Origin of the sequence: Marinobacter sp. C2H3 (assembly GCF_037080155.1) — a bacterium.
Classification (GTDB): domain Bacteria; phylum Pseudomonadota; class Gammaproteobacteria; order Pseudomonadales; family Oleiphilaceae; genus Marinobacter.
In genome coordinates, this window is the sequence record NZ_JBBBNZ010000002.1 from 918,861 (window position 1) to 936,058 (window position 17,198).

Sequence of the window (17,198 nt, forward strand, 5' to 3'; positions counted from 1 at the left end):
CTCGTCAAGAGACCTCAAATCGCAATCGGCGCCCGAATCACCGGGTGCGGCTCATAGCCCTCGAACACAAAGTCCTCAACCTCATACTCGAAAATCGACGCCGGCCGGCGCTGGATGACCAGGCGCGGCAGCGGGCGCGGCTCCCGGCGCAATTGCTCGAACACAATGTCGTCGGTCAGGTGGTTCTGATACAGATGGCAATCACCAAAGGTGTGCACGAACTCGCCGACGTCCAGGTCACACTGCTGGGCAATCATGTGGGTCAGCAGCGCGTAGGAGGCAATGTTGAAGGGCACGCCCAGGAACAGGTCGGCGCTGCGCTGATACAGCTGGCAGGACAGCCGGCCGTCGGCCACGTAAAACTGGAACAGGCAGTGGCAAGGTGCCAGCGCCATGCGACCCTGACGGACGTTGTCCTGCGGGCCCACAGACTCGTCCGGCAGGTCCGCCGGGTTCCAGGCCGAGACGATCAGCCGGCGGGAATTGGGTTTGGTGCGAATCTGTTCGATCACATCCTGAATCTGATCCACCACCCGGCCGTCCGGGCACTGCCAACTGCGCCACTGCTTACCGTAAATCGGCCCAAGATCGCCGTTGTCCAGCGCCCATTCGTTCCAGATCGAGACGTTGCGTTCCTGCAGCCAGCGGTTGTCCGTTGAGCCCTGAAGGAACCACAGCAGTTCGCAGATAATGCTTCGCAGATGCACTTTCTTGGTGGTGACCAGCGGAAAGCCGGCCCGCAGATCGAAGCGCAGCTGCCGGCCGAACACCGAGCGGGTGCCGACGCCGGTGCGATCGCCTTTGTCGAATCCGTTATCCACCACATCCTGCATCAGATCGAGATAGGCTTTCATGCGGTTTCCCTCCGATACGCAATAGCAAGCAACAGCAGGCCGGCGATGATCATGGGCGAGGACAGCACCTGGCCCATGGTCAACCAGCCCCAGGCCAGATAGCCCAGCTGGGGGTCCGGCTGGCGCACAAATTCCGCCAGGAAGCGGAAGCAGCCATAACACACCAGGAACAGCCCGGAGACCGCCATGCGCGGCCGGGGCTTGGCCGAGAACCACCATAGGATAATGAACAGTGCCACGCCCTCCATCGCGAACTGATACAGCTGGGATGGATGGCGGGGTAGCGCATCGGGGGCACCGGGAAACACCATGGCCCAGGGCACGTCCGTGGGCTTGCCCCAGAGTTCGCCGTTAATAAAGTTGCCGATGCGGCCGGCCCCCAGGCCAATGGGCACGAGCGGTGCGACGAAATCCGCCAGGCGCCAGAAGCCGCAGCCAACCTTGCGGCCGTACCACCACATCGCCAGCATCACCCCCAGCAGGCCCCCGTGGAACGACATACCGCCCTCCCACACCCGGAAGAGCCAGAGCGGGTCGGCCAGAAACAGGTCAAAATTGTAGAAAATCACGTACCCGAAGCGGCCGCCGAGGATCACGCCGAGGGCGAGGTAAAACAGCACATCCCCCATCTGTTCCTCTGTAATCGGCGACCAGGGTTTGCGGGCACGCACCCGGCCCAGAGCCCAGCCGGCAGCGAAGCCCAGCAGATACATCAGGCCGTACCAGTGCACTTTGAGCGGGCCAATGGCCACGGCAATCGGGTCGATTTTCGGGTATGGAATCATGGAAGGACCTGTCAGCTCATGAGAAAACGAAGCCCCAACACCAGGAGCAAAAGCGCGAAGATGCGTTTCAGCACGCGGGCATTGAGGCGATGGGCCAGATTGGCGCCCACGCGGGCACACAGTACGCTGGTGGCGATGATACCCAATAACGCCGGCACGTTGATGAACCCGAGGCTATAGGCCGGCAACGCCGGGTTTTGCCAGCCGGTCCAGACGTTCGCCAGGGCGCCGGCCACGGCGATGGGCAGCCCGCAGGCGGCGGAGGTGCCCACGGCCGCCTGTATGCGCACGTTACACCAGCTCAGATACGGCACCGTAAGCGTGCCGCCACCAATACCGAACAGGGCCGAAGCCCAGCCGATGCCAACCCCGGCACCGCCCAGCCCGATGGCGCCCGGCGTGTCACGGCCCGGCTTCGGTGTGGCGTTCAGAAACATCCGAAGGGCCACCGTGATGGCGAATACGCCAATGATCTTCTGCAGCGCCGGGCCGCTCAGATACGCTGCCGTCCAGGCGCCGACAACGGCGCCCATCACAATGCCAACGGCCATCGGCCGGAACAGATCCCAGCGTACGGCCCGATGGCGGTGATGGGAGCGAATGGACGAGAGCGACGTAAACACGATCGTCGCCAGCGACGTGCCCACCGCCAGATGCGCACTGACGTCCGGGCTGACGCCCTGCCAACCGAAACTGAGGATCAGGCCGGGCACAATAATCAGACCGCCGCCGATGCCGAACAGACCGGCCAGCACGCCGGCCACCGCACCGAGGGCCAGGTATAAAAGTACGACGGTAACCAGGGTCATGCGTGCCGCGCCCAACCAAAACGAGGCTGGTATGATACACAGCGTCGAGACCAACTTCACCCAGCCCGCAGGTCACCGGAGCCCGTCATCGTATGTGCCTGATTGCCTTTGCCATTGCCCGCAACCGCCGCTACCCGCTGGTGCTGGCCGCCAACCGGGATGAGTTCTACCGGCGCCCGACCCTGGCCATGGATTGGTGGCAGACCGACCAGGGCCAGGCCTTACTCGCCGGCCGGGATCAGCAGTCCGGCGGCACCTGGCTGGCGGTGGACCGGTCCGGGCGGGTGGCCGCGGTCACCAACGTCCGGGAGGGCAGCCCGGAGCCTGGCCGCGTGAGTCGGGGTGAACTGCCGTTGCGGGCACTGTCCGAAACCCCGGCGGCTCTGAAGCAACAGATGGTGAACGAGCCCGAACGCTACGCCGGTTTCAACCTTGTGAGCGTGGATAGCGCCGGTGGCGTTTACCTGAGTAACCGGGATGCCCACCGCGGGCGCGCCCTGCATCGGGGCAGCTACGGGCTGAGTAACCATCTGCTGCAATCGCCCTGGCCCAAGCTCCTGCGGCTTCGTCATGCGCTGGACGAGGAGATTGACCAGGCCAGCGCCAACACAGAGGCGTTCCACGAAGCCCTGCTGGCGCCATTGATGGATCGGACACCGGCGCCCGACGATCACCTGCCGGACACGGGCGTGGGCTTGGCGACCGAACGATTTCTGTCATCACCGTTCATCGTTGGCGACGATTACGGCACCCGCGCCACTACCATTGTGACCGTCTCCGCCGACGGCGAGGTGCGGGTGACCGAGCAAAGCTGGGGCCCGGGAGGCGTCGATGCCGGCCGCCGCACGTTTCACTGGCAGCGATAGCGGCATCCCTCTGTTATAATCCGGCAAATTCCGATATCCGACCGGAGGCCCCGATGGCCGGCGACACCCCCACCGCATCCATTGCCGACTTCGAAAAATCCCTGGACGAGCTCGAGACCCTGGTTCGCCAGCTGGAACAGGGCGAACTGTCCCTCGAGCAATCCCTGAGCGCTTTCGAGCGCGGGGTCCAGCTGACCCGAAGCTGCCAGCAGGCGTTGCAAAGTGCCGAACAGCGCGTCGAGCAGCTTGTACAGGCGCCCGACGGCACCCTGGAAACCCGGCCGTTTGCCGCGGACGATGCCGATCAATGAGTGAGCCCCGCCACGCCGCTCTGGCCTTTCTGGACACCTGCCGTGCCCGCGTTGACGCTGAGCTGGACCGCCAGTTGACGGCGCAGGGTGCCTCTGACCGGCTGCAATCCGCCATGCGCTACAGCGTGTTGGGTGGCGGCAAGCGAATTCGCCCCGCCCTGTGTCTGGCGGCAGCGGAAGCCGTGGGCGTCACCGCGGAGATCGCCCTGCGGCCAGCCTGCGCCCTGGAACTGATCCACGCCTATTCGCTGATTCACGACGACCTGCCGGCCATGGACAACGACGACCTGCGACGGGGCCGTCCGACCGTTCACATCGCCTACGACGAAGCCACCGCCATTCTGGCGGGTGACGCCCTGCAGACCCTCGCCTTCGAGCTGCTGGCAGGGGCTGATCGCCCCGCTCCGACCCAGCGTATTGCGTTGATACAGGAACTGGCCGCCGCCTCCGGTCCTCAGGGCATGGTGGGGGGGCAGGCCATTGATCTGGCCTCGGTCGGTAAGCCCCTGAGCCTGGCCGAGCTTGAAAAGATGCACCGGCACAAGACCGGCGCCCTGATCTGCGCCAGCGTGCGCCTGGGCGCCCTGTGCGCTCCAGACCTGGCCGACCACGACCTGTCCGGGCTGACGGCTTACGCCCGGGCCATCGGCCTCGCGTTCCAGGTGCAGGACGACCTGCTGGACATCGAAGGCCAGACCGACGTCATCGGCAAACCCCAGGGGTCGGACCAGGCCCGGGCCAAGCCCACGTACCCGGCCTTGCTGGGGGTGGAGGGCGCACGCCAGCACCTGCGCGACCTGCTGGCGGCCGCTCGAGAGGGTCTGGCAGGCTTCGGCCCCGAGGCGGACCCACTGCGGGCTATGGCGGACTACGTGGTGACGCGCACCCATTGAACCCGCGGGCGCCAAGGGCGCACACTGAACCCTGATGAATTCTGAACCAGCGAACGATCCCGGAAGCACCGAACCCATGCAGGATATTTACACATTCAAGGAAATTCCGACGCAGCGGCCAAACACCCCGCTGCTGGATCGCATTGACGATCCCGGCCAGCTGCGGGAACTGCCTTCGGAGCAACTGCCGCAACTGGCACGGGAACTGCGCGCGTTCCTGCTGTGGACGGTGGGCCAGACCGGCGGCCATTTCGGCGCGGGCCTGGGCGTGCTGGAGCTTACCGTGGCACTCCACTACGTCTTTCACACTCCGGACGATCGGCTGGTCTGGGACGTGGGCCACCAGGCGTACCCCCACAAGATCCTCACCGGGCGGCGGGAGCGGATGGGCAGCATCCGCCGCAAAGACGGCCTGGCCGGCTTTCCCAAGCGCGCAGAGAGCGAATACGACACCTTCGGCGTGGGCCACTCCAGCACATCCATCAGCGCTGCTTTGGGCATGGCCATCGCCGCCCGCATGCAGGGGTCGGAACGCCGCAGCATCGCGGTGATCGGCGACGGCGCCATGACCGCCGGCATGGCCTTTGAGGCCCTGAACCACGCCGGCCACCTGAAAGCCAACATGCTGGTGATCCTCAACGACAACGACATGTCGATTTCCCGCAACGTTGGGGGGTTGTCCAACTATTTCGCGCGACTGCTGACCAGTCGCACCTACAACCAGGTGCGGGACAGCAGCAAGCGGGTGCTGCAGGGCACCCCGCAACTGATGGCGCTGGCCAAGAAAACCGAAGAACACTTCAAGGGCATGATCGCCCCTGGCACCCTGTTCGAGGAACTGGGATTCAATTACATCGGCCCCATCGATGGCCACGACCTGCCTCTGCTGGTGGACACCCTGGAGAACCTGCGGCAGCTCGAAGGCCCTCAGTTCCTGCACGTGGTGACCACCAAGGGCAAGGGTTTTGCGCCCGCCGAGGCGGATCCGATTGGCTACCACGCCATCAACAAGATTGAGCCTTCACCCGCCGCATCGCGATCCGGCCCCAAGTACGCCAATGTGTTTGGCCAGTGGCTGGTGGATGCCGCCCGGGAAGACGAGCGGGTGGTGGGGATTACCCCGGCCATGTGCGAAGGTTCTGACCTGCTGGCGTTTTCCCGGGAGTTTCCGGACCGCTATTTCGACGTCGCCATTGCCGAGCAGCACGCGGTCACACTCGCCGCCGGGCTGGCCTGCGACGGCGCCAAGCCGGTGGTCGCCATCTATTCCACGTTCCTGCAGCGCGGCTACGACCAGTTGATTCACGATGTCGCCATCCAGAACCTGGACGTGCTTTTTGCCATCGACCGGGCCGGCCTGGTGGGCGAGGACGGGCCGACCCACGCCGGTGCCTTTGACATCTCCTACCTTCGCTGCATCCCGAACATGGTGGTGATGGCGCCCTCCGACGAGAACGAAACCCGCCAGCTGTTGCACACCGGCCTGCACTATCACGGGCCGGCCGCGGTTCGGTATCCCCGGGGCACCGGCCCGGGGGCGGTGCAGGAGCCAACCCTGGCCCCCCTGCCCATCGGCAAGGGCCGAGTCGTCCGCGAGGGCCGCAGCGTTGCCATCCTCAGCTTCGGCACCCTGCTGGCCCCGGCCCTCAAGGCCGCCGAGGCGCTGGACGCGACGGTGGCGGACATGCGGTTCATCAAGCCGCTGGATGAGGCTCTGATACTCGCCCTGGCGGAACGGCACGATCTGTTGGTGACACTGGAAGAAAACGTGGTGGCCGGCGGTGCCGGCAGCGCCGTCGCCGAGCTGCTGAACGAGCGGGAAGTGTCGCAGCCGTTGTTGCAGCTGGGCCTGCCCGACCAGTTTATCGATCAGGGCAAGCCCGCTGAGCTGCTGTCAGCCTGTGGCCTGGACGCCGACGGCATCCTCAAGCGAGTCCAGGCTCGCTTGGAGCGGCTTCAGGGCCGTGATCTGAAAGCGGTACGGTAGGCGGGTGATCGCCGGAGAGCAGGACGACGAGAGCGACGGCCTCAGGCCGGATCGTCGTCCTGGTGGGTATCCAGCCAATGCCCGAGCTTGGCGCGCTTGGTATCGAGATACTGCTCGTTGTGAGGGTTGCGGCCCACGTGCAGGGGCACACGCTCGGCAATAGTAATGCCGTAGGAGGACAGCGCCTTGACCTTGCGGGGGTTGTTGGTCATCAGCCGCAGGCTGCGGATACCCAGGTGCTCGAGCATATCCTTGCACATGCTGTAGTCCCGCAGATCCGCGGCAAACCCCAGCTGCTCGTTCGCTTCCACCGTATCGGCGCCCTGATCCTGCAGGTGATAGGCGCGGATCTTGTTCAACAGGCCAATACCCCGGCCTTCCTGACGCAGGTACAGCAGCACGCCGCGGCCTTCACGGGCAATATTGCGCAGCGCCGCCTCAAGCTGATACCCGCAATCACAACGCATGCTATAGAGCGCGTCCCCGGTCAGGCATTCCGAATGGGTGCGCGCCAGCATGGGTTCGTCGCTTTCCAGGTCACCCATGGTCAGGGCTACGTGCTCCTTGCCGGTGTCAGACTCCTCAAACCCGTGCATGTCAAACACGCCAAACGGGGTCGGCAACCGGCAGGTCTGGATGTAACGAACGGCCACAGTGGTTCCTCGTGGTTCAGTGAAGGGACTCGATCAATCGCGGGGGCTGCATTCTATCACGGCCCACAGGTTTTGGCGTAAAGGGAGTGGGGCGTAATACGCCCGGCGCTCGCCGGCAGATCAGCCCGGCACCTGCCAGTGGCCGCTGCGGCCGCCTTTTTTCTCCAGCAAGCGGACCCCGTCCATCACCATGCCCCGATCCACCGCCTTGCACATGTCATAGAGCGTCAGGCCGGCCACGCTGGCCGCCGTCAGCGCCTCCATTTCCACGCCGGTTTGTCCGGAGAGCTTGCAGCGGGTTTCGATGCGCACTGACGCGCCATCGTCCCCCGCTGATAGCATCACTTTGACCGACGTCAGGTTAAGGCTGTGGCACAGGGGAATCAGCTCATGGGTCTTCTTGGCGGCCATGATACCGGCGATGCGAGCGGTGGCCATCACATCCCCTTTCGGATGCTCGCCGTCGAGAATCATACGCAGGGTTTCCGGGGCCATGCGCAGGGTCGCTTCCGCACGGGCCTCCCGTTCGGTGACGGCCTTGTCGGTGACGTCCACCATGCGGGCCTCGCCCTGCTCGTTCAGATGCGTAAGTTTGCTCATGCCGTCGATGTCCTGCTAGCAGCGTGGCGCCGGGCTGAGATCCCAGACGCCGGTGGTCTCTACCATCGCTCAACGATGGGTCGATGATTCACGGCGGCCGCTTAACGGCGCGGCCACCAAAAGCCAATGCCGGCGATGCCCTGCCCACCCCGCTCGATAGCCTGACCGGTCATGGCCGGGCCAACGCCGCCCAGGGCGTAGACCGGTAGCGTGGCCTTTGCCACCAGGTCGGCGAACACGTCCCAGCCGATGCCCGGCTCACCCGGATGCGTTGCCGTTGGCAACACCGGCCCCAGGGTGGCGTAATCAGCCCCCAGGCTGGCGGCGTGGCGCAATTGCTCTGCGTCGTGGCAGGACACCCCGAGCCAGGCCGATGCCGGCACCGGCCGCGCGCTCAGGCGAGCGGCTTCCCGCCAGGGCAGATGCAGCCCCGCCGCACCCGGAACCTGCGCAAAGCGATCCGGATGGCCGTGAACGAGGGCCGACCGACCACGGGCCTGGCACAGCGGAATCGCCCTGTTGGCAAACGCCTGGTAATCCAGTGGCGCCAATGCCGGGGCGCGCAGCAGCACCAACGGTGCGGCTTCGGCAAGCACCGGAAGCCCGGCTTCCAGCCTCTGCAGGGCCAGAGCCAGCTCACCGGCGTCGCCGGTGATGGCCAACTGAGGCGGTAGTCGGAGCGCCCGGATAATCGGCCGGTTGGCCTCCGGAAACTGCGCGTCCTCCAGCGCCTCCGGCGCCAGCCAGAATACCGGCTGGCCTTCCAGCCCCCGGGCCTCACCGCTCGCCTGTTCCGTGCGCCACACATCCAGCAACACCCGTTTGTCGCCGTAGTCGTGGCGGATGCAGATCAACGGCGACAGGGACGATTCCGCCACGGTCAGGCCAGTCTCTTCCGCCAGCTCCCGGACGAGCGCCTGAGGCGTGGTTTCTCCCGGCTCCACCTTGCCGCCCGGAAACTCCAGCAAGCCGCCCTGATGTACATGGTCCGGGCGGCGGGCAATCAGTAACCGCCCGTCCCGGACCACGACACCCACGGCCACCCGGATCTCCCGGACCGGCGCGTTCACGGCCGTAGCCTCAGGTACGGTATTCGGCATTGATGGTGACATAGTCATGGGAGAAGTCGCAGGTCCAGACCGTCTCCCGGACATCGCCCCGCTTGAGATCAATGGCGATGGTGATGTCTTCCTCGTTCATCACCGCCTGGCCGCGGGCCTCGGTGTAATCCTCAGCCCGGCCGCCGTTGCGTACCAGACAGACATCACCCAGATAGATCTCCAGCCGATCGAGGTTCAGGTCCTTCACGCCGGCCCGGCCAACGGCGGCGAGAATCCGACCCCAGTTGGGGTCCGAGGCAAACAGCGCCGTCTTCACCAGAGGCGAATGGGCCACGGTGTAGGCCACGTCCAGTGCTTCGGACTGGCTGGCGGCGCCTTTGACGTCGATGGTGATGAACTTGGTGGCGCCCTCACCGTCCCGGACAATGGCGTGGGCCAGTTCCAGGTAAACGGCTTCCAGGGCCTCCCGCAGCGCCGGAAGGTGCGGGCTGTCGAGGCCTAGCTCAGGGCCGCCGTACTGACCGCTGGCCATCAACATGCAGGCGTCATTTGTGGAAGTGTCACCGTCGATGGTAATGCGGTTGAACGAGCGCTCCCCCAGCTCCGAAGCCAGGGCCTGAAGCGCCTCCTGGGTGAGCGACGCATCCATGGCAATGAAGCCAAGCATGGTCGCCATGTTCGGACGGATCATCCCGGCGCCCTTGCTGATGCCGGAAATGGTCACCGTATGCTCGCCCAACCGAACCTGGCGAGACGCCCCCTTGGGACGGGTGTCGGTGGTCATGATGCCACGGGCGGCCTCGGCCCAGCGGTCTTCGGCCAGTGTGGAGAGGGCATCCGGCAGCGCCTGGATAATCTTGCTTACGGGCAGCGGCTCACCGATCACGCCGGTGGAAAACGGCAGCACCTGGACCGCCTCGACGCCGGCCTGTTCCGCCAGCACCCGGCAGCACTCAGCTGCGTCCTGAAGGCCCCGGGCGCCGGTGCCGGCGTTGGCGTTGCCGGTGTTGATCAGCAGGTAACGGGGCTCGCCCTCGGACAGGTGACGGCGACTGAGAACCACTGGCGCCGCGCAGAACTGGTTCTGGGTGAAGATGCCCGCCACCCGGCTACCCGGCGCGAGCTCGAATATCACCAGGTCCTTGCGTCCTGGCTTCTTGATGCCGGCGCTGGCCACGCCGATCCGGACACCCGCCACGGGAAAAAAGTCAGGCAACGTGCCTGGTCCTACCGCCATGAGTTCTCTCCTTTTGTTCGACCCTTTCGGCCAATCCTGTTGATCAGCCCTACTGTTCAACCCTGCCTGAAAACGCAAGAACCCGCAGGCCGGCGGTGCCGACGTGCGGGTCCCTGTGCTCTCAGTCACTGCGTTCTCGGTGCACGATCCTTGCGCGATGACCGTGGCTCCGATGTCGCCCGGATCAGCTGACCCGTCCGCAGCACTGCTTATATTTTTTACCGGACCCGCACGGACAGGGCTCGTTACGCCCCACCTTGCGCTCCTGGCGCACGAACGTCTCCGGCTGGCTGTCGGACCCGCCAGCCATACCACGCTCGGCCTCGGCGGCCGCGGCCGCTTCGGCAGTGGCGCTGGACTCATCGTGGCGCATGTTCGCACGGGCCAGTTCCTGTTCGAGCTCCTCTTTGCGGCGGCGCTCGACCTCTTCCATTTCCTCGGGCGTCTGCACGCGGACGTGGCAGAGGATGCGGGTCACGTCCCGCTTCATGGTGTCCAGCATATCCTCGAACAGGTTGAACGCCTCGCGCTTGTACTCCTGCTTCGGGTTCTTCTGGGCATAACCCCGCAGGTGAATGCCCCGGCGCAGGTGGTCCATGTTGGACAGGTGCTCTTTCCAGAGGGTATCCAGCACCTGCAGGAACACCTGCTTTTCAAACTTGCGCATGGGCTCGGCGCCGGCAATCGCTTCCTTCGCCTCGTAAGCGCTGACGATCTCGGCGAGGATCTTTTCCCGGAGGTTTTCCTCGAACAGCTTGCTGTCCTCGGCCAGCCAGGCCTGTACCGGCAGGTCCACGGCCATCTCGGACTGCAGCTGGGACTCAAGCCCGGAGATGTCCCATTGCTCCGGCATGCTCTGAGGCGGAATGTACTCGCTGATCAGATCGTTGACCACGTCTTCCCGAATGGATTGAACCATCTCGGAGATGTCGTCGGAGGCCATCACCTCGTTGCGCTGCTCGTAGATCACGGTACGCTGGTCGTTGGCAACGTCATCGTATTCCAGCAGGGTTTTGCGCATGTCGAAGTTGCGGCCTTCCACCTTGCGCTGGGACTTCTCAATGGCGTTGGTGACCATACGGTGCTCAATGGCCTCGCCCTTCTTCATGCCCATCGCCTGCATCAGGCTCTTGACCCGATCCGGCGCGAAGATGCGCATCAGGTTGTCTTCCAGGGACAGGAAGAACCGGGACGAGCCCGGGTCACCCTGGCGGCCCGCACGGCCCCGGAGCTGGTTGTCAATGCGGCGGGATTCGTGGCGCTCGGTGCCGATGATATGCAAGCCGCCGGCGTCCAGCACCTGGTTGTGACGCTCGGTCCATTCGGCCTTGAGGCGGGCAATCTCTTCCTCGGTCGGGTTTTCTATGCCCGCCGCCTCATACTCCCAGTTGCCGCCCAGGACGATATCGGTGCCCCGGCCGGCCATGTTGGTGGCGATCGTCACAGCACCGGCCCGACCGGCCTGGGCGATGACCTTGGCCTCGGACTCGTGCTGCTTGGCGTTCAGTATCTGATGGTCAATGCGCGCTTTCTTCAGCAGCATGGACAGCAGTTCCGACGCTTCGATGGAGGCGGTGCCCACCAGAATCGGCCGGCCCTCGGCCATGACGTCCTTGATTTCATCGATAATGGCGTGGAACTTTTCTTCCTGGGTCAGGTAGACCAGATCGTTGTAATCAATCCGCTGGATCGGCTTGTTGGGCGGAATGACCACCACGTCCAGGCCATAGATTTCACGGAACTCGAAGGCTTCGGTGTCCGCGGTGCCGGTCATGCCGGCGAGTTTGTCGTACAGACGGAAGTAATTCTGGAAGGTGGTGGAGGCCAGGGTCTGGCTTTCCGCCTGGATCTTCACCCCTTCTTTGGCCTCGATGGCCTGGTGCAGACCCTCGCTCCACCGACGGCCCGGCATGGTCCGGCCGGTGTGCTCATCGACGATCACCACCTGGCCGCCCTGCACGATGTAGTCCACGTTCTTCTGGAACAGATGGTGCGCGCGCAGCGCGGAGTGCACATGGTGAAGCAGGCTCAGGTTGGTGGCGGAATAGAGGTTTTCGCCGTCTTTCAGGAGTTCCGCAGCCAGCAGCAATTCTTCGACTTTCTCATGGCCGGCTTCGGTCAGTTCCACCTGTCGGGATTTTTCATCAATGGTGAAATCACCGGTGGGCTCGCCGTCCTCCGGCGCCTCGCCCCGCTCAAGCCGGGGCACCAGGGCGTTGATGGCCTGGTACAGGCGGGAGCTGTCTTCCGCCGCCCCGGAAATAATCAGTGGCGTACGGGCCTCGTCGATCAGGATGGAGTCCACCTCGTCGACAATGGCAAAGTTCAGACCGCGCTGCGCCTTGTCATCAATGCTGAACGCCATGTTGTCGCGAAGGTAATCAAAACCGAATTCGTTGTTCGTGCCGTAGGTAATGTCGGCGCGATATGCCGCCCTCTTTTCTTCGGGGGTCTGGCCTGCCACCACCACGCCGACCTCAAGCCCCAGGAAGCGGTACAGTTTGCCCATCCACTCGGCGTCCCGGCGAGCCAGGTAGTCGTTCACCGTGACGACGTGAACGCCTTTGCCAGCCAGGGCGTTCAGGTACACCGGCGCGGTCGCCACGAGAGTCTTGCCCTCACCGGTTTTCATCTCAGCGATCCGGCCTTCGTGCAGGGTAATGCCACCGATCAGCTGCACGTCGAAATGCCGCATACCCATGACCCGGCGACTGGCCTCACGCACGGTGGCGAACGCCTCCGGCAAGAGGGCATCGAGGGTCTCTCCGTCCTGAATCCGCTGCTGGAACTCCGTAGTCCGGCCCTGGAGCTCTGCGTCGGAAAGCCCGCCAAGCTGTTCCTCGAGTTCGTTGATGCGCGCTACGATCTTCCGCATCCGTTTGATTTCTCGGGCATTTTTACTGCCGAACATCTTGGTTGCAAGCTTTGAGAACATAGACCACTGCTTCTTTAATTAAACGAAGGAAGCCGGCATTCTAACCCTATTTCCAGACAGGACAAAAGGCACAGAGCACACTGCAGCGTCACGTCGGAAAAACCGGGAGAACGAGGCGTCGTGATGACGACGGGATTGGCAACAACGGGGGACGGCGCCGGTACCGATCAGCGATCGGCCCGGGCAATGTAAGGCCGAGGGTCGGTGGTACGACCGTCCTTACGAACTTCAAAATGCACGTGCGGACCGGTGGACCGGCCGGTGCTGCCCATCAGGCCAACCACTTGCGCCTTCTGGACCACCTGGCCAACCTTCACCTTAACCGCCTTGCAGTGGGCATAGCGGGTAACCAGGCCGTTGCCGTGATCGATTTCCACCAGGTTGCCATAGCCGTAACGGGGGCCGGCCCAGGTCACGACGCCGGCGGCTACGGCCACCACATCGCTGCCCTCTTTACCGGCCAGATCAACGCCGCTGTGCCACGCCCGCTTGCCCGTGAACGGGTCGGTCCGGTAGCCGTACTGGGAGGACAGCCAGCCCCAGTGAATGGGCCGACCTTCGACGTACCGCTCTTTTTCCAGCTTCTGGCGGGAAGCCAGCTTGTCGAGCATGCGAAGTTGCTGCTCGCGATCGGTGATCTGGTCGTCCAACCGCCGGATCATGTCGGTGAGCGCCGGCAGGGTGTAGGACTCCTTCAAGCCCACCTCTTCCGGGCCACCCATAGCCGGCGGCTCGTCAAAATCGAACTCTTCACTGGCCGCCAGGCCGGACTCGACAAAACGCTGACCCAGGGCATCCAACCGGAGCAGGCGCCCCTGCATCTGGCCCAGGCGAACCGTGAGGACGTCGATCTGCTGCTGGGACGACTGGCGAATGTGCTCCAGGGCATCCTGCTGCTCTGCCAGCTTTGCCTGCCAGTGCTGCGCCAGCTCGGACGGCGTAGGCTCGGCGGCCTGGCTCTGCGCGGTGGCCACCCGATAGCCCACCCAGCCAGCTGTAACCAGCAGGCCCAGGGCCAACCCGCACAGGCCAGCAGCACGCTTACCATTCAGGGCAAGGACCCGGGACTGCCCGTGGCGCTTACCCACCAGAATAATGTTCATAGTGTCGTCAGATGGTATCATCGGAGGGGTCGCAGTCCTTCCTGTAGCGGTTGCGACCCGGTCGGCCCAGATGGGCTGCCACTCCCTGGCAACAACTACGTTCATTTCGATACGCGCAATCAGGCGGTATCCACGAGGTTGTACCAGGCACTTACGTCAGCGTTCAATGTAGAACGGCTGCGGGCCAGGCACTACGCATAAACCGTGCCGAAGTGTAACCAATCGTAAAGCAGCCCGTCGAGCAAAAATGCAGCAACAGGAGTGTCAGTGACCGCCATGAGCCGGGACCCGTTAAGCAGCAACCCCACCCTCCGGGACCTGATGCAGCGGGCCGAACGGCACCGGCAAGCGGAAATCGACATTCTGGCGGCCCTGCCCGAGCCACTTGCCCAGGGCGTCCGGTTTCTTCGCTACCAGGAAGGGGAACTGGTGCTGTCCGTACCCACCAGCACACAGGCCAGTCAGTTGCGCTTTCGTCAGCACGAGCTGATGACCACGCTGCGGCAACAGGCGGGGTTTGAGTTTCTCTGGAAACTGCGGATCAAGGTGGCGCCGCCGCGCTTCGTCGAGCGCATACCGCCCGCCCCCCTGTCCCTCAGTAAAGAAAATGCCCGGCTCCTCAAGGAGGAGGCCGGGCACACGAAGGATACTGCGTTGCGCGAGGTTCTCGAAAAACTCGCAAGCCACATCCGGAGCTGAGGCGTCCTCCCTCAGCCCTGGGCCGCCAGCACCGGCTTCATATAGGAAATGGGCGCGGTTGCTTCGTTGTCGAAGGTCACCACTTCCCACGCTTCCTCTTCGGCCAGCAGCTTGCGGAGCAGCTTGTTGTTCAGATCGTGACCGGACTTGATGCCCCGGAACTCACCGATCAGGCTGTTGCCCAGCAGATACAGGTCCCCGATGGCGTCCAGCACCTTGTGCTTGACGAACTCGTCGTCATAGCGCAGGCCGTCTTCGTTAAGGATCTTGTAATCGTCCACCACGATGGCGTTGTCCACCGACCCGCCGAGGGCCAGGTTCATCGCCCGCAGCTTCTCGATATCACGCATGAACCCGAAGGTCCGGGCGCGGGACACTTCCTTCACAAAGGAGGTGCTGGAGAAGTCCACAGTGGTGGTCTGGGCCCGGCCCTTGAAGACCGGGTGATCGAAATCAATGCCGAAGCTGACCTTGAAGCCTTCAAACGGCAGGAAGGTCGCCACTTTGTCACCTTCTTCAATGCTGACTTCGCGCTTGATACGGATGAAGCGCTTGGCCGCGTCCTGCTCGGCGATGCCGGCGGACTGAAGCAGGAAGACGAACGGACCGGCGGAGCCATCCATGATGGGCACTTCGGCCGCACTGAGTTCGACGAAGCAGTTATCGATACCGAGACCCGCCATGGCGGATAGCAGATGCTCTACCGTCGCCACACGGACACCGCTCTTTACCAGCGTCGTGGACAGCATGGTCTCACCTACATTTTCCGCGCAGGCACGAATCTCGACCGCCGGGTCCAGATCGGTCCGGCGGAAGATGATGCCTGAGTCGACAGGGGCAGGCTTGAGGGTCAGGTAAACCTTTTCCCCCGAATGCAGGCCCACGCCGGTCGCACGGATGGTGTTCTTGAGTGTCCGTTGTCTGATCATCGGTTCATCATTCCGTCACAAAATGGCGATATTCTGGGCAAAAATCCGCCCGGAGAATACCAGAAAACAAGACTGAGTACCATTTAACCAGGCCGGTCAGCCCGGAATTTACAAAAATCCAACACTCGGCACCCAGCGCGCGTCGTTACTGGCTTTTGCCGGAACCATTCGACCGTTATCGCGGATCGGATCAGTGGTTCCGTTGGGCCAGTTTCCCAATTGCAACAGATTATCAATCAGCCTGGCGGCGCAGGAATGCGGGAATATCGAGATAGTCCACGCTCTGCTCCTCGCTTTCTTTGGTCTGATCGATCGCCACGTTGCCATGGGTAACGGCCCGACGACGAAGCACAGCCGGCCGGTCCAGCTGGTTGTAGTCGGTCTTGCCATCCAGGGTGCGGGTGTTGTCCACCACCTTGGTGGGCTTCTCCCGGTCGCCACCCAGGCCGGTTGCCACCACGGTCACCTTGAGCTCGTCGGTCATTTCTGGATCGATGACGGTGCCCACCACCACGGTTGCAGAATCCGAAGCGAACTCGCGAACAATGTCGCCCACCTCAGAGAACTCGCCCAGGTTGAGGTCCATACCCGCGGTGATGTTGACCAGGATACCCTTGGCGCCCTGCAGGTTGATGTCTTCCAGCAGCGGGCTGCGGATGGCAGCTTCGGCGGCTTCGCGGGCACGGTTCTCGCCGGTGGCGCGGGCCGTGCCCATCATCGCCATACCCATTTCGGACATCACGGTTTTCACGTCGGCAAAGTCAACGTTGATCATACCGTTGCGGGTAATCAGGTCCGCAATGCCTTGAACGGCGCCCAGCAACACGTCATTGGCTGCGGCAAACGCGTCCAGCAGGCTGGTCTTCTTGCCCAGGACCGCCAGCAGCTTTTCGTTGGGGATGGTGATCAGGGAGTCCACATTCTCTTCCAGCTCACGCAGGCCGGATTCGGCCACGCTCATGCGCTTGCCACCTTCGAACATGAACGGCTTGGTGACCACGGCGACCGTCAGGATACCCAGTTCCCGAGCCACTTCCGCAACGATCGGCGCCGCGCCGGTACCGGTACCGCCCCCCATGCCGGCGGTGATGAACACCATGTCGGCGCCGTGCAGGGCCTCGGCGATGCGATCGCGGTCTTCCAGGGCGGACTGGCGGCCCACTTCCGGATTGGCGCCAGCACCCAGCCCCTTGGTGATGTTACCGCCGAGCTGGATCACCTGGCGGCCGTCCAGGTCGGTCAGGGCCTGGGCGTCTGTATTGGCGCAGATGAACTCGACGCCCTCGATGTCGCTGTTGAGCATGTGACGCACGGCGTTGCCACCGCCGCCGCCAACACCCACGACTTTAATTACGGCATTCTGTTGAATGTTATCGACAAGTTCGAACATTTCCCCTACTCCTTCGTGCTGTTTTCGACCTTTTCCAGGCCGTTCATTCGCGATGTATGGTGTTGAGCCAGTTTCGAGATACCTTC

16 protein-coding genes are annotated in these 17,198 nt (G+C 63.6%); 5 read left to right on the forward strand and 11 right to left on the reverse strand.

What is annotated here, in order from left to right; genetic code table 11:
- Window positions 1–14: 14 nt before the first annotated feature.
- From V3388_RS09255 to V3388_RS09265, 3 genes are read right to left on the reverse strand one after another with little or no spacing between them, the layout of a single operon-like run.
- The gene (locus V3388_RS09255; RefSeq protein ID WP_336367237.1) at window positions 15–854 is read right to left on the reverse strand and encodes a thymidylate synthase; all 840 of its coding nucleotides are present in this window, start codon (window positions 852–854) and stop codon (window positions 15–17) included.
- Window positions 851–1,639 carry a prolipoprotein diacylglyceryl transferase gene (gene lgt / locus V3388_RS09260; protein WP_336367238.1) on the reverse strand — a complete coding sequence of 263 codons (789 nt, stop codon included), beginning with the start codon at window positions 1,637–1,639 and terminating at the stop codon, window positions 851–853. Before lgt ends, V3388_RS09255 begins: the two co-directional genes overlap by 4 nt.
- Before the next feature lie 11 nt (window positions 1,640–1,650).
- The gene (locus V3388_RS09265) at window positions 1,651–2,448 is read right to left on the reverse strand and encodes a sulfite exporter TauE/SafE family protein (RefSeq protein ID WP_336367239.1); all 798 of its coding nucleotides are present in this window, start codon (window positions 2,446–2,448) and stop codon (window positions 1,651–1,653) included.
- 92 nt (window positions 2,449–2,540) lie between these two features.
- On the opposite strand from V3388_RS09265, the gene V3388_RS09270 reads away from it, so the two are divergent.
- The 4 genes from V3388_RS09270 to dxs all read left to right on the forward strand — a co-directional run bounded on the left by V3388_RS09270 (window position 2,541) and on the right by dxs (window position 6,505).
- The gene (locus tag V3388_RS09270; protein ID WP_336367240.1) at window positions 2,541–3,314 is read left to right on the forward strand and encodes an NRDE family protein; all 774 of its coding nucleotides are present in this window, start codon (window positions 2,541–2,543) and stop codon (window positions 3,312–3,314) included.
- Window positions 3,315–3,367: 53 nt separating this feature from the next.
- Entirely contained in the window at window positions 3,368–3,625 is a 258-nt protein-coding gene (locus V3388_RS09275) for an exodeoxyribonuclease VII small subunit (RefSeq protein WP_336367241.1), read from the forward strand.
- Entirely contained in the window at window positions 3,622–4,518 is an 897-nt protein-coding gene (locus tag V3388_RS09280; protein ID WP_336367242.1) for a polyprenyl synthetase family protein, read from the forward strand. The genes V3388_RS09275 and V3388_RS09280 overlap by 4 nt, the downstream gene beginning before the upstream one ends.
- 76 nt (window positions 4,519–4,594) lie before the next feature.
- Window positions 4,595–6,505, forward strand: coding sequence for a 1-deoxy-D-xylulose-5-phosphate synthase (dxs, locus tag V3388_RS09285; RefSeq protein ID WP_336367243.1), 1,911 nt, complete (start codon window positions 4,595–4,597; stop codon window positions 6,503–6,505).
- Between the two features lie 41 nt (window positions 6,506–6,546).
- Here the strand turns inward: dxs and ribA are convergent, their stop codons facing one another.
- The 6 genes from ribA to V3388_RS09315 all read right to left on the reverse strand — a co-directional run bounded on the left by ribA (window position 6,547) and on the right by V3388_RS09315 (window position 14,094).
- Entirely contained in the window at window positions 6,547–7,158 is a 612-nt protein-coding gene (ribA, locus tag V3388_RS09290) for a GTP cyclohydrolase II (protein ID WP_336367244.1), read from the reverse strand.
- 120 nt (window positions 7,159–7,278) lie between these two features.
- Complete coding sequence (moaC, locus tag V3388_RS09295) at window positions 7,279–7,758, reverse strand: cyclic pyranopterin monophosphate synthase MoaC (RefSeq protein WP_336367245.1); 480 nt, start codon at window positions 7,756–7,758, stop codon at window positions 7,279–7,281.
- A 101-nt stretch (window positions 7,759–7,859) separates the two neighbouring features.
- Window positions 7,860–8,858, reverse strand: a complete 999-nt coding sequence (locus V3388_RS09300) for a Nudix family hydrolase (RefSeq protein ID WP_336367246.1) — start codon at window positions 8,856–8,858, stop codon at window positions 7,860–7,862.
- Complete coding sequence (gene argJ, locus V3388_RS09305; protein ID WP_336367247.1) at window positions 8,839–10,056, reverse strand: bifunctional glutamate N-acetyltransferase/amino-acid acetyltransferase ArgJ; 1,218 nt, start codon at window positions 10,054–10,056, stop codon at window positions 8,839–8,841. The genes V3388_RS09300 and argJ overlap by 20 nt, the downstream gene beginning before the upstream one ends.
- A 184-nt stretch (window positions 10,057–10,240) precedes the next feature.
- A complete protein-coding gene (gene secA, locus V3388_RS09310; protein WP_336367248.1) occupies window positions 10,241–12,991 on the reverse strand; it encodes a preprotein translocase subunit SecA in 2,751 nt (916 codons plus the stop codon).
- A gap of 167 nt (window positions 12,992–13,158) precedes the next feature.
- Entirely contained in the window at window positions 13,159–14,094 is a 936-nt protein-coding gene (locus tag V3388_RS09315; protein WP_336367249.1) for a peptidoglycan DD-metalloendopeptidase family protein, read from the reverse strand.
- 276 nt (window positions 14,095–14,370) lie between these two features.
- On the opposite strand from V3388_RS09315, the gene V3388_RS09320 reads away from it, so the two are divergent.
- Window positions 14,371–14,793 carry a DciA family protein gene (locus V3388_RS09320; RefSeq protein ID WP_336367310.1) on the forward strand — a complete coding sequence of 141 codons (423 nt, stop codon included), beginning with the start codon at window positions 14,371–14,373 and terminating at the stop codon, window positions 14,791–14,793.
- Window positions 14,794–14,804: 11 nt separating this feature from the next.
- Here V3388_RS09320 and lpxC read toward each other — a convergent pair whose 3' ends face one another.
- Both lpxC and ftsZ read right to left on the reverse strand, forming a co-directional pair.
- On the reverse strand, window positions 14,805–15,722 hold the full coding sequence (lpxC, locus tag V3388_RS09325) for a UDP-3-O-acyl-N-acetylglucosamine deacetylase (RefSeq protein WP_336367250.1): 918 nt from the start codon (window positions 15,720–15,722) through the stop codon (window positions 14,805–14,807).
- A 232-nt stretch (window positions 15,723–15,954) separates the two neighbouring features.
- Window positions 15,955–17,112: a cell division protein FtsZ gene (ftsZ, locus tag V3388_RS09330; protein ID WP_336367251.1), complete on the reverse strand. Its 1,158-nt coding sequence runs from the start codon at window positions 17,110–17,112 to the stop codon at window positions 15,955–15,957.
- Window positions 17,113–17,198: the final 86 nt, after the last annotated feature.

What these genes read in the sequence shown, in the direction of transcription:
- V3388_RS09300 (WP_336367246.1), bottom strand. Translation starts at nt 8,858, where the DNA reads ATGCCGAATACCGTACCTGAGGCTACGGCCGTGAACGCGCCGGTCCGG.
- V3388_RS09280 (WP_336367242.1), top strand. Translation starts at nt 3,622, where the DNA reads ATGAGTGAGCCCCGCCACGCCGCTCTGGCCTTTCTGGACACCTGCCGT.
- V3388_RS09315 (WP_336367249.1), bottom strand. Translation starts at nt 14,094, where the DNA reads ATGAACATTATTCTGGTGGGTAAGCGCCACGGGCAGTCCCGGGTCCTT.
- V3388_RS09255 (WP_336367237.1), bottom strand. Translation starts at nt 854, where the DNA reads ATGAAAGCCTATCTCGATCTGATGCAGGATGTGGTGGATAACGGATTC.
- V3388_RS09275 (WP_336367241.1), top strand. Translation starts at nt 3,368, where the DNA reads ATGGCCGGCGACACCCCCACCGCATCCATTGCCGACTTCGAAAAATCC.
- V3388_RS09320 (WP_336367310.1), top strand. Translation starts at nt 14,371, where the DNA reads ATGAGCCGGGACCCGTTAAGCAGCAACCCCACCCTCCGGGACCTGATG.
- lgt (WP_336367238.1), bottom strand. Translation starts at nt 1,639, where the DNA reads ATGATTCCATACCCGAAAATCGACCCGATTGCCGTGGCCATTGGCCCG.
- V3388_RS09270 (WP_336367240.1), top strand. Translation starts at nt 2,541, where the DNA reads ATGTGCCTGATTGCCTTTGCCATTGCCCGCAACCGCCGCTACCCGCTG.
- moaC (WP_336367245.1), bottom strand. Translation starts at nt 7,758, where the DNA reads ATGAGCAAACTTACGCATCTGAACGAGCAGGGCGAGGCCCGCATGGTG.
- secA (WP_336367248.1), bottom strand. Translation starts at nt 12,991, where the DNA reads ATGTTCTCAAAGCTTGCAACCAAGATGTTCGGCAGTAAAAATGCCCGA.
- dxs (WP_336367243.1), top strand. Translation starts at nt 4,595, where the DNA reads ATGCAGGATATTTACACATTCAAGGAAATTCCGACGCAGCGGCCAAAC.
- lpxC (WP_336367250.1), bottom strand. Translation starts at nt 15,722, where the DNA reads ATGATCAGACAACGGACACTCAAGAACACCATCCGTGCGACCGGCGTG.
- argJ (WP_336367247.1), bottom strand. Translation starts at nt 10,056, where the DNA reads ATGGCGGTAGGACCAGGCACGTTGCCTGACTTTTTTCCCGTGGCGGGT.
- V3388_RS09265 (WP_336367239.1), bottom strand. Translation starts at nt 2,448, where the DNA reads ATGACCCTGGTTACCGTCGTACTTTTATACCTGGCCCTCGGTGCGGTG.
- ftsZ (WP_336367251.1), bottom strand. Translation starts at nt 17,112, where the DNA reads ATGTTCGAACTTGTCGATAACATTCAACAGAATGCCGTAATTAAAGTC.